This is a genomic window from Nostoc sp. CALU 546, from assembly GCF_048836525.1.
The window spans coordinates 76,918-91,414 of record NZ_JAWJTF010000001.1; the positions used below are offsets into that span (position 1 = coordinate 76,918).

Annotated in this window: 14 protein-coding genes; 8 read left to right on the plus strand and 6 right to left on the minus strand. The window is 40.4% G+C overall.

Annotated features, from left to right (window positions below; all coding sequences use genetic code 11):
* Positions 1–14: 14 nt before the first annotated feature.
* Positions 15–920, minus strand: a complete 906-nt coding sequence (locus tag RRG12_RS00370) for a bestrophin family protein (protein ID WP_069071502.1) — start codon at positions 918–920, stop codon at positions 15–17.
* A gap of 271 nt (positions 921–1,191) precedes the next feature.
* On the minus strand, positions 1,192–1,593 hold the full coding sequence (locus tag RRG12_RS00375) for a VOC family protein (RefSeq protein ID WP_420757953.1): 402 nt from the start codon (positions 1,591–1,593) through the stop codon (positions 1,192–1,194).
* A 703-nt stretch (positions 1,594–2,296) separates the two neighbouring features.
* On the opposite strand from RRG12_RS00375, the gene RRG12_RS00380 reads away from it, so the two are divergent.
* Together RRG12_RS00380 and RRG12_RS00385 are read left to right on the plus strand one after the other, a co-directional pair.
* Positions 2,297–2,515, plus strand: coding sequence for a hypothetical protein (locus tag RRG12_RS00380; RefSeq protein ID WP_069071504.1), 219 nt, complete (start codon positions 2,297–2,299; stop codon positions 2,513–2,515).
* Positions 2,505–2,867, plus strand: coding sequence for a type II toxin-antitoxin system PemK/MazF family toxin (locus tag RRG12_RS00385; protein ID WP_420757954.1), 363 nt, complete (start codon positions 2,505–2,507; stop codon positions 2,865–2,867). Before RRG12_RS00380 ends, RRG12_RS00385 begins: the two co-directional genes overlap by 11 nt.
* An 83-nt stretch (positions 2,868–2,950) precedes the next feature.
* On the opposite strand, the gene RRG12_RS00390 is transcribed toward RRG12_RS00385, so the two are convergent.
* The 4 genes from RRG12_RS00390 to RRG12_RS00405 all read right to left on the minus strand — a co-directional run bounded on the left by RRG12_RS00390 (position 2,951) and on the right by RRG12_RS00405 (position 7,124).
* Positions 2,951–3,721, minus strand: a complete 771-nt coding sequence (locus RRG12_RS00390) for a lecithin retinol acyltransferase family protein (protein ID WP_335153321.1) — start codon at positions 3,719–3,721, stop codon at positions 2,951–2,953.
* 309 nt (positions 3,722–4,030) lie between these two features.
* The gene (locus RRG12_RS00395) at positions 4,031–4,891 is read right to left on the minus strand and encodes an SIMPL domain-containing protein (protein WP_420757955.1); all 861 of its coding nucleotides are present in this window, start codon (positions 4,889–4,891) and stop codon (positions 4,031–4,033) included.
* Positions 4,892–5,150: 259 nt separating this feature from the next.
* Positions 5,151–5,528 carry a hypothetical protein gene (locus RRG12_RS00400; RefSeq protein ID WP_176727050.1) on the minus strand — a complete coding sequence of 126 codons (378 nt, stop codon included), beginning with the start codon at positions 5,526–5,528 and terminating at the stop codon, positions 5,151–5,153.
* A gap of 531 nt (positions 5,529–6,059) precedes the next feature.
* A complete protein-coding gene (locus tag RRG12_RS00405) occupies positions 6,060–7,124 on the minus strand; it encodes an NAD(P)/FAD-dependent oxidoreductase (RefSeq protein ID WP_420757956.1) in 1,065 nt (354 codons plus the stop codon).
* Between the two features lie 128 nt (positions 7,125–7,252).
* Here RRG12_RS00405 and RRG12_RS00410 point away from each other — a divergent pair, with 128 nt between their 5' ends.
* The 6 genes from RRG12_RS00410 (at position 7,253) to RRG12_RS00435 (ending at position 14,472) form a co-directional block, all read left to right on the plus strand.
* Entirely contained in the window at positions 7,253–8,095 is an 843-nt protein-coding gene (locus tag RRG12_RS00410; protein WP_069071509.1) for a YaaW family protein, read from the plus strand.
* Positions 8,077–9,459, plus strand: a complete 1,383-nt coding sequence (locus RRG12_RS00415; protein WP_420757957.1) for an O-antigen ligase family protein — start codon at positions 8,077–8,079, stop codon at positions 9,457–9,459. The genes RRG12_RS00410 and RRG12_RS00415 overlap by 19 nt, the downstream gene beginning before the upstream one ends.
* 621 nt (positions 9,460–10,080) lie before the next feature.
* A complete protein-coding gene (locus RRG12_RS00420; protein ID WP_069071511.1) occupies positions 10,081–10,470 on the plus strand; it encodes a hypothetical protein in 390 nt (129 codons plus the stop codon).
* 340 nt (positions 10,471–10,810) lie between these two features.
* On the plus strand, positions 10,811–11,332 hold the full coding sequence (locus tag RRG12_RS00425) for a Ycf51 family protein (protein WP_069071512.1): 522 nt from the start codon (positions 10,811–10,813) through the stop codon (positions 11,330–11,332).
* 720 nt (positions 11,333–12,052) lie between these two features.
* Positions 12,053–13,243, plus strand: a complete 1,191-nt coding sequence (locus tag RRG12_RS00430) for an iron-containing alcohol dehydrogenase family protein (RefSeq protein ID WP_420757958.1) — start codon at positions 12,053–12,055, stop codon at positions 13,241–13,243.
* Positions 13,240–14,472, plus strand: a complete 1,233-nt coding sequence (locus tag RRG12_RS00435) for an aspartate aminotransferase (RefSeq protein ID WP_420757959.1) — start codon at positions 13,240–13,242, stop codon at positions 14,470–14,472. Before RRG12_RS00430 ends, RRG12_RS00435 begins: the two co-directional genes overlap by 4 nt.
* Positions 14,473–14,497: the final 25 nt, after the last annotated feature.

A 14,497-nucleotide genomic window follows, 5' to 3' on the forward strand; every position in this document is an offset into this window, starting at 1 on the left:
AATGTCTACTTTAATCATATATTTTCTGTACGCGATCGCACATTGGGCGTCAAAGTAATTAAATCGTCAATATTGCGTTTCATTGTCTCGCAAATTGCATCTAATGGTAAATCGTTGGCGTCATAACCAAAGGGGTTTTCTATCTCCAAACCGATGGCTTCAATGCCAAACACAGTAAATCCAACCAAAGCAGAAATTAAACCTGTCCACCAACCGAGTTCTTCTACTATTTGAAATGGTAGCAAAAAGCAATATAGTATTAGCAATTGCTTCAAATGAAAAGCATAAGCAAGCGGCATAGGCGTTTTTAAAATACGTTCGCAAGCACCTAAGTTATCTACAAGATTATTCAACAATTCTTGCATAGATGTTAGCTGGTAGCTATTAATGCAATTACGATTATACTGTTCCTGCAAATAATCTCCTATCCAAAAAGCAACCTCTATAGGGGGATTATTCATAATTTTCAGTTTTATATACTTAGTAGATGGCATTAAGTCTTCTAACTCTTTATTGACAGCTTCTCCTCGCAAATGTAATTTAGTTGTTACGGCAAAAGCTGCCAATAACTTTAATGCCGTAATTTTATTGTCTTTATCTTCTAGTGATATTTCATCAACTGATACCCAAATTTGCCGAGCTAGATTTCGGACGTTATTTACTATAGAACCCCAGCATTTTCTCCCTTCCCAAAATCGCTCATAAGCCGTATTTGTACGAAATACAAGTAACAAACCTAAAACAATACTAGGAATAACACTTCCTAAAATAGGCTGGGATACAGGTTTTTTAAAATAGTAAAGCAGAGAAATTAAAAATCCGAAAGATCCACACCATAAAATATGTTTAAAAACTGCTTTCATTACTGAACCTTTAGGTTGTAATGCTGTACTTACCCACTTAATTTTTTCGGCTATCATTTAGTTACCTTAATAAAATATTGATTGAACTATATAGCAATTAGTCAGACATTATATAAAAGTCAAAAGCGACGCCTAGACAGCAATTGTAAAGAAATGTACAGATTTCGCCGTGGCTGCATAAATCTCGCATTCCACCTTGATAAATCTATAGAAGAAAAGGTGCATACTTATCGATGATGGTCATATATCATTGTGTATCTTAGTAAATCAAAAATTTCTAACCTATATAAACCCTGCCCTGTAAATTAAACATCTAGACATAACTTATTTAGTTATGTCTTTTTTTGTCGTTAGTCTCGAAACGTTGAATTTCAATCAAATAACCATCAGGATCACGGAAAAAACAGTGATAAATGTTGTACTTTTCGTTTAGTGTAGGTGGTTTTTCAAATTCGATGCCACGTTCTTTGAGATATTCAAACCACTCATCTACCTGCTGTGTTACCACGGTAAAAATGACACTTGATTGCTTGTCGGCTGGAGGAGTCAATATTTCGCTTGCTTGACACAATCCTAAGTATCCAGAGCCACTAATAGTATAAATTCGACAGGTTCCTTGGTCAAGCCATAACTCCAAGCCCAGTTTTTGTTCGTAGAATTCTGTAGATATATTCAGGTTAGAGGTAGAAAAAAAGGTAACTTGTTGTTCGATTTGCGGATGAGTAGACATAAAACACATTTGAGTATATACCCTAACGACATTGGGCGATCGCATAGGTAAAAATTAATTGATGTTAGAAACCTGTTACTGCTCCAGAATGCCTTAAGGGCATCTGGAGTTTCTTTTTGGAATAAAATCCATGAAAATTTTCCCAATCATCCTGATATGGTAAAACATGGCTGAATAAGGATGCATACTGAATTATCTATATTTAACACGGGCATCACTTATTGATGTACCCTTCCTGCCAAACAACTCTCGCAAAACAGCCTCAGTTAATCTGGGGCTATTTTTTGTCCTGTACAGAGGTAAACGAGAATCTTCAAACACTTTTATCTGCATTTGAGTGTATACCCTGATGACGTAAGATTTTCTCAGGGTGAAAATTTGGTATAGGTAAATGCGTATCTTTCCTGACTCCAGATTTGTCACAAACATTTCTGGAGTTTTTTCATTACTGGAGTTTCAAATCAGAAATCTAGTCTAAATTCAAGTGAATATTTGATTTTGATTATGAACACGCATATTATAGTAATCCGATTTGATTTCTGAATCACTCGTAGAGGTAAGGAACTGGGGATTGGGGACTGGGGACTGGGAAGAAGGAATAAAGGTGTACTGAGTTTTTTTAAAAAATCAAATATGAGTCCTATATAGGTGTGCAGTAAAATAAATATAAATTAGGAATTTTTATAAAAATTACTGAGAAAGTATGGAAATCTCAAATTCTACTCCTCAGCGAGAAAACCCACAGCTACAAGCTTCGGAAACACTTGTACAAGCTAAGAGTATCAGCCGTCGAGAGTTTATGAAATTGTCATTAGAAGAACGGCGATGCATATTAGCAGCACAGGCTGAGTTAATGTTATTACATTACGAGCAAGATAGAGAATGGCAGGAGTTACAGACAGGAGACTTGATTGATTATTAAATATACATCTCCTAAACGGGGTGATATTTGGCTTGCTAATTTCGATCCGACAGTGGGAGCAGAAATTAAAAAAGTCCGTCCTGCTATAGTAGTAAGTTCTGATGGTGTTGGCAAGCTACCTATTAAGTTGATTGCACCAATCACAGACTGGAAAGAATATTATGCTGGCAATATTTGGCACGTTAAAATTGAACCAGATATTGCAAATAGTCTAACAAAAACTTCTGCTGTAGATATTTTGCAACTTCGCGGTATGGATATACAAAGATTTATCCGTAAAATTGGAGGATGCTCGAGTGAAATTATGGAGGAAATTGCTGCTGCTATTGCTGCTGTAGTTGAGTATTATTAGTGATTTGTATAATTCATTTATTAACGTGCATATTAAAACTATAGGGTGCGTCAACATAATCTAACGCACCTTGAATTACCTTACTATTTTTTGTTTTCTTTCCCGAAGTGATAGGCTCCTAAAGCAGCCCCTATTCCTAATACAGCAGGAGCAGCAACGCCAACAGCAATAGCAGCACCTCCTCCTACAATAAAAGCAGCAGCTCCTCCGGCCAGTCCTCCAGCTATTGATCCTATTTTTCCTGCATCTCTACCATTTTTCCTAGCTTCACGTTCATGTTCAGATAAGTTTTCATCATCTTCTAGAACTTTACCGACTACCAAATCAGTCGCTACACCACTTGCTAAACCTCCTACACCCGCAATACCACCAGCAACACGACCAGCAACCGTAGGAGCTTGTTTAATTCCTACATTTATTAAAACTTTTGATATCGGGTTTATAGAGTTCTTTGCAGTTTCCACTGCTGCTTTAATTGCAACCTTTGTGCCAAAACTAACAGCACCCCCAGCCACTGCACCTCCACCAGCGGCTACAACCCTATTGACTTGCTCACTTTTATGCTTACCTGTTTTGCAATAATAGGCAAAATGCTCACAGTTGTTAGAAGTGGCCCAGTATTTGTCCTCACCTAATCTGGTTTTTGCCCTTTGAACCACAATTTCATCTGCATCACACTTTCCATACTCTTTTATATGAATTGTCTTTCCTTCGGCAAACGCAGTCTTAGAAAGTAGACAAATTCTTTGCCCATCATAATGAATGACAGTCCCATCTCCACAATCAATTCCATGATGAGTAAAAGGATTGCCATTAATCCAAAGACTGACGTATATATGATCCCCTTTAGCCATGATTTACCTCTTCTATTGGACTACATTATTTGTAATCCTTTAGATACAGATTATGAGGATAACAATTTATTTGTCAGTAGTAAAAGCCGTAAAAATTTACGATAAAGTTAGAGCAAAATATTTAAATATACAGTTAGAAAAACTAGAATTTTATCTAAGTATATTTTGGGTTATATAAAGAGAAAAATATGAAGTTTAGAAGAAGCGCGATCGCACCTATCCTTATTGATTCGGCTCAGAAGAAAATAGTTAAGCGATCGCACTCCTAATTTTGACGAAATAAAAGTGCGACACACTTAATATAAATGCTTATTTCGTTGTATATGTCACAAAAATATCCTTTTTCATCTCTACTTCTGCTGGCGCATCTGGATCATAAGCTGGTGATAATAAAAAACTAGCAAAAGACGGTAAAGGAACTCCAGATTTAGAACTACACGAGGGATATAATAATGTGTAAAATGGCTCGGCTACAGAAGGAATATCAAGTTTAACATTCATAGCACCTGCTAAAGCTTGAGCGCGGCTTTGAGCATCTTTCATCGCTGATTGATAAACTGAACTCTGCAAAGCTTGACAGTCATTGACTGCGTACTCAACGCCCACGCTCTTGACGGAAAGATTTTCAACTTCGCTCGTTGCCTTGTTTGCTGTAGCAACAATTTCCTGGACGCGATCGCGTGTTGGTTTTTCCAGTCTCACCAATATTTTGGCGTTATTTTCACTGGAATTAGGGTTAATCTGCACTTGAATTTTATCAGCCCTAATTCCTTTGGCAACTAGACTATTAACTACAGGCTGGAGAGTTGCTTTAGTTAGCGATTTTGTGTTTGGTAAAGATTCTGCTGCTGTTTTGTAATTTAAGAGTAGAGTCCGTGAGGACAAGCGACGGGCTTCAGGTATGGCTGATGGTTGCGTTTCTAACTCATTATTGCTATCTCCGCTACTGAATACCAGTTCAATATCGGCTGTATCTGCTGGCACTCTCACTACCCCTTGACCGATTACCATTAATGAATGGCGATCGCTTACTGGTGGATAAAATAATTGGGCATTAGTGACTTTGGGTGTTAATGCTCCCACCCCGACAGTCACAGTAATACTTACCAACATTAGAGCAGTTATTTTTCTCATATCCTGGGAATGTCCTTTGAACCTGGTAATTGTCAAAGTTTACACCTCAAGAGCAGGATACTTAAAGTAATTCGCAATGACGCTTTCTACGAGACGCTAAAAGCGAACGCGCTAACGCAATTACGTTTTGTGTTAGCGAGTCTGCGATCGTCTAGGGATTTAGCTTAGGCTTCAATTCGCGCTGCCCTTCAAAGGCTAGGACTTAAACCCCCAAAGTTCGTTAAAAAATATTGAGCTAATCCAACAGCCTTCGTGGGATTAGCTCAAAAATTCAAAATTCACTGCGAACTATTAACTAACCAAACCAGTGAGAGGGTTCACAAGCTGGTTGAACTGTTTCACAAACATGATGGCTAATCCAATCTGACTTTTCTTGAACGATTAAACAAATGCCTTGGTGAATCAAATTCTGTAAATGTAGTTGCTGTTCCAAAGGTTTACGAGGCAATTTGTAATAAGCCAAGCTTCCTTCTTCAGCATCCGCTAACGGAATTTGTCTATCAGACATCGCGGTGTAAAAGGAGGGAATACGATTGAGGACGAAAGCAATTAGCTCTTGGCGTAAGTCTGGAATCGCAAAGGCTTCTTGATATGGATGGTATGGATATGTATCTAAAACGCTTTCAATTTCTCCTACTATTGATTGTTGTGTTAAATTAACTACCGTTTTCATGATTCTTAAACTCCTTTTTTAATCCAGTCAATGATTGATGGAGAAAACAACTTTTTTAGATGGCAATGTCGTCATGATAATCATTTAAAACTGATTCAACTAATTGATGTGATAGACACCGAAACTAGCCTTTTATCTTAGTAGAATATTAGACATTTTCCTCTGCATATTTTAGTTAAAATTTATACTGCTTCACAGCATAAATTATTAAAGCAGCGTCCAATATCTGGTAAGTTTGCGACATTTTATATTTATAATCCTAATTATTTCAAATTTCTGCCAAAAAGGCAGAAATCTACATAAAACGCAGCATGAAGGCTAGGGGATCAAGATTAACGGCAATAAAACAACTTGAATTAGGAACAAGTTTTTAATGAAGTTAAGCTTTGTTGGTAATTTACATCACATTTTACGTTTGCTGCAAAATTTGCTGTTTCATCTAAAAAACTTATTTGTTGCACTTTGATTTAGGAAGTCATAAAAATAGCGACTCGCTAGAGTGCAAAATCAGTCTAGCGACAGATGAAGGGATCAGACAAAAACGTTTAGAAAGTTCACATTATCTAAAGGTAGATGACGCAACTGATGATTAATTTCATCAGCCGCAGCTAATCCAGAAAGCATCGCGCCTTCTACAAGATTGCCACCACACCAATCACCACAACAAACTAAAGGTAGGGAAGTTCCGGCAGACAAAAAAGCTTCATGCCAAGGATGGCTAGGAAAGGCATAACGCCAACGATGTACTTGCATCCATTCGGGAGTATTCAGCCAAGGGAGGGACAGAGATTCAGCTGCTTGTTGCAATATGATCTGTCCGACAGGTTGTAAATCTTGGGATTCTAGATGACGTTGGGCAAAATCAGCGCTACTTTGAACTACAAAATGTGGCTGCTGAGGGTTGGAACGCTTGCTACTGTCTAAGCCAATCCAGGCTAAATCGATATCATCCACAAAAGTTAAAGCTTTCCACTGAGGGAGGGGTTCGGATGTGGGAGGATATCCAGCGATCGCACTAATTGAGGGATAAAATTCTACAGAACGCAAGTTATCAAGGAAGACTGCATCAAGTACAGTTTCGCCTAAAGGTTCTAACAGCATTACAGCTTGAGGTGCAGGAATAGCTATAACTAAAGCTTTTGCAGATAATCCTTCGTTACTAGATTCGAGAGTCAAACGCCAACCATTTTCGGGAGTTGGGGTAATAGCGATGACACGCTGATTCAGTAATATTTCTAAACCTGGGGCGAGGGATTTAGCGATTGCACTCATTCCCCCAGGCGCAACATATCGGGGACTGCGGTTTTTCGGTTCAGATAAAGGAATACCTGCTGTGAGTTCGTAAACCTCCTCCGTCCAAACTTCTAGGATATGGCGCGATCGCAATATCTCCACAAAACGTCTAAATAATTCACCTTTTGGCTTCAGATAACAAGCCCCATGATCAGCGCAAGTTCCATGCAAACGCCGTGTAGCTAGTCTTCCTCCCAAGCCACGGGACTTTTCCACTACTACCACCGAATATCCAGCTTGACTTAACTGCTGGGCGCAAACTAAACCGGCGATTCCAGCACCAATTACTGCAATATCAGTCATTCGTCCATAGTCCTTTGTTATTTGTCCTTAGTCATTATTTATCAAATGACCAAGGACGAATAACAAAGGACAAAATAGCTAATAGTAGAATAAGGTACAGAAAGCTGCACGGAAGGGAGGATGGGAAATTGGATGAAATGAGGGCGGCGCTAGAGTTAGCGACTGAAGAGGAATTGCAAGACTTAACGGCAATTCTATTTAGTCGTAAGTTCAATCCCCTAGACTATGTACACACACCCGAACCCATCGAAGTGCAAAGCCAAGACCGCAAAGCTTGGTTAGACGCACTAGAAGGTCGCTTTCGCTTTTTGGCGGCAGATGGGATGACTGTATTACGGGGACGCACAGGCCAGGTAACTTACCGACAAGCTTTAGTTCAAGTATGTAAGTATCTAAAAATTCCCTATTCTAATCAGCTGGCAACTATTGATTTAGAAGCAGAAGTATTTTTACATCTGTTAGGACAGGTGTGGAAAAAATTGCCGGAGCAGGAAAAGCAAAAATTGACTGTACAAGTACAGCGTCAGCTGCTCAAGTCAGAACTCAAACAACCGCTACCACTTTTATTGCAACGTGACCCCTTGGGATTACTTTTCAAAGGTGGTAGTGCGATCGCGGTTACTTCTCTTCTCCAGCCACTTGTACTGAAGCAAATTGCCCGTCAATTTGCCATCCATTTTGCTACTTATGAAGTAGCAAAACAAGCTGCGATTAAAGGCTCAGAAGTAGCTACAAAACAATTTCAAAGCTATGTAGCTATGCAAATGGCGCAACGGGGTATGACAGTAAGTGCAGCTCGTTATGGAGCAGCCCGCACTATGTTTGCCGTAATTGGGCCAATGATGTGGACTTGGTTTGTTGCAGATTTAGGGTGGAGAGCGATCGCCACTAACTATGGTCGAATCATCCCTACTATTTTCACCTTAGCTCAAATTCGCCTCACTCGTGAAGAATGTTGGGAGCCAGCTTGAACAAGGTTTTTGACTATTTCAAATCTCGTTGGCAATATTCTTGGAACTACTCTCTATGGGCACTATTCATCTTCCCATTGAGTCCCTTGTTGGGGGCTGTGACTATAGGTTTTGTATCATTAATAACTTGGTTGAAACAAGCCCGCAAAATTAGTCGCCGTCCCTTAAACTGGGGATTTGCCCTTTTGAGTGTATTGCTGATCGTGAGTGCTGGGTTTGCCCAAGACAAAGCAGCAGCTTTCCTCGGCTTATTTAATTTATTACCATTCTTTTTACTTTTCGCGGCTCATAGCGTTTTGATTCAAACATTTGCCCAATTGCGGCAAATGGCTTGGATTTTGGTGATCGGTTCCATGCCAGTGATAATTATCGGCTTGGGACAGTTATTTTTAGGCTGGAGTTTGAAATTTGAGATTTTGTGGATTGTCTTAGCTTGGACAATCAGACCAGGAGGAAATCCGCCAGGTCGCATCGCTTCACTTTTCTTGCACGCTAACACCTTCGCAGCTTATCTAGCAATAGTTTTCATCCTTACTTTAGGGTTGTGGTTAGAACAATGGGCATGGGGCATGGGGCATTGGGCATGGGGCATAGAGAAGAGACAAAGGAGAGACTTATTCAATAATTCTCCCTCACTCCCCAGTCCCCACTCCCCACTCCCCTTTCTCTTCCTAACCATTGCGGTGATTACAAATTTTATTGCCTTGATTTTCACCAACTCGCGTAATGGGTGGGCGATCGCAATTTTTGCCTGTTTAGCTTATGCACTTTACCAAGGTTGGCGCATTCTTGTGGGTGGTGTTGCTGCGATCGTTTCTAGTGTGCTTTTGGCAGCTTTTGCTCCCTTACCAGTCGCTCAAGTTTTTCGTCGGGTAGTTCCTGCATTCTTTTGGGCAAGGTTAAATGATGATATGTATCCAGATAGACCAGTCGCTTTAATGCGAAAAACTCAGTGGGAGTTTGCCTGGTCTTTAGCCCAACAACATCCTTGGACTGGCTGGGGATTACGCAGTTTTAGTGACCTCTACAAAGCAAAGATGCAGATTCCTTTGGGTCATCCCCATAACTTGTTTTTGATGTTATCTGCTGAAACTGGTTTTCCAAGTGCTTTTTTATTTTGTGGTTTACTCGCTTGGATTTTGATTACAGGTATTCAATTACTGCAAAATTCAAAATATATAAATGCAAAGGACAGATTAATATTTTTCAGTTATCTTCTAGCTTTTGTTGGCTGGATTTTATTGAATATGGTAGATGTAACTCTCTTCGATTTTCGTTTAAATGCGCTTTCATGGTTAATTTTGGCTGCCATTTGTGGAGTAGTACATCATTGTCATGAGCAAGAAAGGCTTGCATCTCGTTAAAATTAGTTAGTAAATGACGAACAGTAAGTATTTACATCTTGAAGAAGAATTCAGAATTCAGAATTCAGGAGTCAGAATAAATCAGTCGGGGATTCAGACTGGCGCAGGAATTGTTGCATCACCAAATTTTCAATTCGTGGGGGTGCAAAAACGCCGATTATTCAGACGCTCCTGCGTCGCTAACGCTGCGAAGCACCGCCAGTCATACAGAATTCATTCTGTTATCGTTAGCAGGGCGTTTAGCCCATTCTGACTCCTGAATTATGTTCGATAAAAAGTTAATTCATCTAAATATTAAAGGATCAAACGATGTCTAGCACGGGCTATGCCTGAGCAGACATAATAACTTACTATAAGTAATGATTAGTTTTCAGTGTATGCACTGGGGACATTTAGAGTTTTAAGTTAATAAGATTACTATATTCACGTCTGTGACTGTGAGTGTGACTAATACCTAATTAGTCACTGTTGCTGATTGTTGGGAAGGTGTAGGGACAACCCTTTGGGGTTTTCCTGCATGACGGGCATCTCTTGTAGATGCCCTTTTGTATATTTATTATTTTCCTCAGTTAAACATAATTTAAATAAAGATTTAGCTTCATAAAAAACCGCAATTTATTCATGAAATTATCCTTACAAGGCTTTGTATTTTTAACTTCTTCATTAGGATTATCTACAATAAGTTTTGCTTTTACTCCACCTGCTAAAGCAGCAATTGAGTGTGAAGCAGGAAATATAATTTATTATCCCAATGGTTCACTGTTAACTTGTATACTTAAGCAAAATATGACTGTACAAGTTTCCAGTTCTCTTTCGGGGATATCTAATTTTCCCTGCCGAGGAAAAAGTTATATATCTTTCGATGAAAAAGGACAATTTCACACTTGTGAGCTTGCCGATGACATCCAAATCACCACAGGTAATTCATTTGAAATATGTTCGGCAGAATATAGGATATATGTTTCAACTTCAGATGATGGAAATAAATCTATTATTTGTCGGCAATACTAAATAATTCGTAATTCGTAATTCGTAATTCGTAATTTTTAATGACGCTCACGGACTCGCTAACGTAATTTGTAATCAGTGGTTGCTATGAAACCTCCACGGTCTTGTTGTTGATCACTAAAATATTTCTCACTTTTTCTAATAAGACTTACGCAAAACTACACGCAGTAGGGGCAATTCATGAATTGCCCCTACCGTCAAATCAGGGTTTTGGCTATTGTTTGCGTAAGTCCTGTCTAATACAATCGCATCAAGCGATGGTTACGATAACCCTTATGGTGTAAGCTCTCCGGTAAAATGGGTGTGTCGGTAACGAAAAAAAGACGCATCCATAACCAACCTTATGCTCACAACAGCTAACTTTCTTCAGTACACCCAATGGTCAGGTATAGCTACCTTGGTATTTGCTGCCTTAACAGTTTTGGCTTTTATTCTCAAATGGGGCATCCGCTTTCGACTGGTGGGTACGACTGGCTTTATGCTGGTGCTGACTGGTGGTTTATTTGCACTCTCAATAGTTCCCTTGAGTCGGACTGTGATTCCAGGAGCAGCCAGGTATACTTTAGTTTATGACAATGGGTCAACCCAAGCAGTGATTGCTACATCAACTCAAATTACACCCACACAATTAGAAGCAACTTTACGTCAAGCAGCTAGTAATTTGTTTTCTTATGGTCGTTCAGGTACACGGGAAGACGACAAGTTGACAGTTCGCGCTCGTACCATTATCCACCCGGAACCAGGGACTTCTGTACCAGTTTACTTGGGTGAGGCCAAGCGATCGCTCGTTTCTCATCAAAATTCTCCAGTAACAGTCAAAATTTACACAGACAATTTCGCCAAATTGCCAAAACCTACTGCTTAAGAGGCAGAGGAGTAAAGAAGGGAATAGAGTACAGGTTATAGGGTACAGATTATTCCCTATAACCTCTCAACTGTCACCTCTTCCCTAATCCCAATCCCAGAAAACAAAATTTATTTACCTGTTATCAGGATGACAAAATATATTTTGTATTTACTGATACATTAATAGTTATATTTAGATTAAGATATTCACACTTTAGTGGTTACACTGTGATAAAAAGTTAATCGGCGTGCGGGTAATGGGTACTGACAGTTGTGATTTGTCAGTTGTTGTCCTAATTACAATTGTTGCCATTTTCACAAGTCTTTGCAGCAAGGGAATCAGTTGTAGGGGCGTATAGTTGCACACCCCTAAGTATGTATCTGTAGCTAAGGATTGCATGAAATAGCATGAAATAGCATGAACGCCATGAATGCCTACACATTATCGATTCTCAATTGCTTTTCTTGAGAATCTGACAATGGTAATGTTAATTAGTTATACGGTTATTCAAAACTTTGATAGTTCGGAATTTCAGGTCAATGGGCATTATAGATTCAAGCAACGTCGTCAAACTACTCAATCAGTCGGCTATAGGCTTTGTCTATTTCATTGCTTGGCTCAAATCCAGATGAGTCGGCTGTAAGGTTGGAGCCATTCCAAAACCCGCTTGGCAACAAGTATCCTTGATCACTAGTCTATTTGATTAAGAAATATCAAAGTTTTGGCAAACTAGATTATATGCACAATAATTTTATTACTCAACCTTCTTTGTCTACTCAAAACTCTAGTTCATTATTGACGCTCACAGTTGCCCCAGCAAAAGTAATTCGTGGTTCTGGGGTATTGCAAGCAGCCGCAGCAGAAATCGCCTGTTTGGGAAGTCGCCCCTTAGTTGTGACAGGTGATTCTACTCTTGCCATTAGCCAACAAAATTTGCAACCAGTTTTAGAAAGACAACAGTTACAAACTGTCCAAGCTACTTATGGTGCAGATTGCTGTGAAGCTAGCCTGAAGTCTTTACAAAAGGCGGCAAAAGAACACACAGCTGATGTGATTATTGGTTTTGGTGGGGGCAAAGCCCTAGATACAGCGAAATTACTCGCGCAGCAGTTACAGTTGCCTGTGGTGACAATTCCGACATCAGGGGCTACTTGTGCAGCTTGGAGTGCCTTATCGAATGTTTATTCCGAAGATGGGGCGTTTCTCTACGATGTGGGGCTATCTCGTTGTCCCGATTTATTGATACTCGATTATGACTTGATTAAAACTGCACCACAACGGACTTTAGTAGCTGGAATTGGTGATGCGATCGCTAAATGGTACGAAGCTTCAGTTAGTAGTGGACACTTGCAAGACACTTTAATTATTGCTGCGGTGCAACAAGCACGAGTTTTGCGAGATATCCTTTTGCAAAAGTCAGTCACCGCCCTGAAAGAACCAGGTAGTGAAATTTGGCGAGAAGTGGTAGACGCCAGTGTTTTACTCGCTGGAGTAGTTGGCGGACTTGGAGGGGCGCAGTGTCGCACAGTTGCCGCCCATGCCGTGCATAATGGTTTAACGCACATTTCAGGACATGGCAGTATTCATGGCGAAAAAGTTGCTTTTGGAATTTTGGTGCAACTGCGTTTAGAAGAAATGCTACAAGGCAATCAACTAGCAGCATCATCACGACAACAGTTGTTAAAGTTCTACACAGAAATTGGACTACCCCAAAAATTGAGTGATTTGGGATTGGGCAATATTACATTAGGCGAGTTGCAAACGGCCGCTGAAATTGCTCTAGTTCCTAATTCTGACATCCATCGACTACCGTTTAAAGTCGCGCCAGAACAGTTAATGGCGGCAATGGTTTCTACTACTGCACCTATAGATAGTAGAGACACTACGAATCGAGTTTCGCCCAAGGGAATGAGTGACGAGGTTTTATGAGTTTAAATTGGATTGTCCCAGCAGAACGCATACAAAAACTACCACCTTATGTATTTGCCCGTTTAGATGAACTGAAAGCTAAAGCACGGGAACAAGGGTTGGATTTAATTGATTTGGGCATGGGAAACCCCGATGGTGCAACGCCAGCACCAGTTGTAGAAGCGGCGATCGCAGCCTTGCAAGATCCTGCAAATCACGGTTATCCGCCTTTTGAAGGGACTGCTAGTTTTCGCCGTGCGATTACCAACTGGTATCATCGCCGTTATGGTGTGGTTCTCGATCCTGATAGTGAAGCCTTACCACTGCTTGGTTCTAAAGAAGGATTAACCCATTTAGCGATCGCTTACGTTAACCCTGGCGATTTAGTTCTGGTTCCTTCCCCAGCTTATCCTGCACATTTTCGGGGCCCAGCGATCGCTGGTGGGAAAATCCACAGCTTGATTCTGAAACCCGAAAATGACTGGTTAATTGATTTAGCCGCCATTCCTGATGAAGTTGCACGACAAGCTAAAATTCTCTATTTCAACTATCCCAGCAATCCCACCGCCGCCACCGCCCCCCGCGAATTCTTTGAAGAAATCGTCGCCTTCGCCCGCAAATATGAAATTTTGCTGGTGCATGATTTGTGTTACGCCGAGTTAGCTTTTGATGGTTATCAACCCACTAGCCTGTTAGAAATTCCCGGTGCGAAAGAAATTGGTGTGGAATTTCACACCTTATCTAAAACCTACAATATGGCTGGTTGGCGCGTTGGTTTTGTCGTGGGTAATCGCCATGTAATTCAAGGTTTACGGACACTGAAAACTAACTTAGATTACGGCATTTTTTCCGCCTTGCAAAAAGCCGCCGAAACCGCTTTGCAACTACCAGATGTCTATTTGCACGAAGTACAACAACGCTACCGTACCCGCCGCGATTTTCTCATTGACGGATTAGGAGAGTTGGGTTGGGAGATTCCCAAAACTAAGGCGACAATGTATCTTTGGGTGAAATGTCCCGTTGGTATGGGTTCCACAGATTTTGCCTTGAATGTGTTGCAACAAACTGGTGTTGTTCTGACTCCAGGTAATGCCTTTGGGGTTGCAGGTGAGGGTTATGTAAGGATCAGTTTGATTGCAGATTGCGATCGCTTGGGTGAAGTTTTACATCGCTTCAAGCAAGCCGGCATCCGCTATCAACCTGAAGCTGTAGCCTCTGCTTCAGGAGCGATCGCCGATCTCGTTAGTTGATTAGAGGAAGGAAACCCAACATTAT

Coding starts and splice junctions, on each gene's coding strand:
- RRG12_RS00370 (WP_069071502.1), bottom strand. CDS start 920: ATGATAGCCGAAAAAATTAAGTGGGTAAGTACAGCATTACAACCTAAA.
- RRG12_RS00375 (WP_420757953.1), bottom strand. CDS start 1,593: ATGTCTACTCATCCGCAAATCGAACAACAAGTTACCTTTTTTTCTACC.
- RRG12_RS00380 (WP_069071504.1), top strand. CDS start 2,297: ATGGAAATCTCAAATTCTACTCCTCAGCGAGAAAACCCACAGCTACAA.
- RRG12_RS00390 (WP_335153321.1), bottom strand. CDS start 3,721: ATGGCTAAAGGGGATCATATATACGTCAGTCTTTGGATTAATGGCAAT.
- RRG12_RS00400 (WP_176727050.1), bottom strand. CDS start 5,528: ATGAAAACGGTAGTTAATTTAACACAACAATCAATAGTAGGAGAAATT.
- RRG12_RS00405 (WP_420757956.1), bottom strand. CDS start 7,124: ATGACTGATATTGCAGTAATTGGTGCTGGAATCGCCGGTTTAGTTTGC.
- RRG12_RS00415 (WP_420757957.1), top strand. CDS start 8,077: ATGTTGGGAGCCAGCTTGAACAAGGTTTTTGACTATTTCAAATCTCGT.
- RRG12_RS00420 (WP_069071511.1), top strand. CDS start 10,081: ATGAAATTATCCTTACAAGGCTTTGTATTTTTAACTTCTTCATTAGGA.
- RRG12_RS00425 (WP_069071512.1), top strand. CDS start 10,811: ATGCTCACAACAGCTAACTTTCTTCAGTACACCCAATGGTCAGGTATA.
- RRG12_RS00430 (WP_420757958.1), top strand. CDS start 12,053: ATGCACAATAATTTTATTACTCAACCTTCTTTGTCTACTCAAAACTCT.
- RRG12_RS00435 (WP_420757959.1), top strand. CDS start 13,240: ATGAGTTTAAATTGGATTGTCCCAGCAGAACGCATACAAAAACTACCA.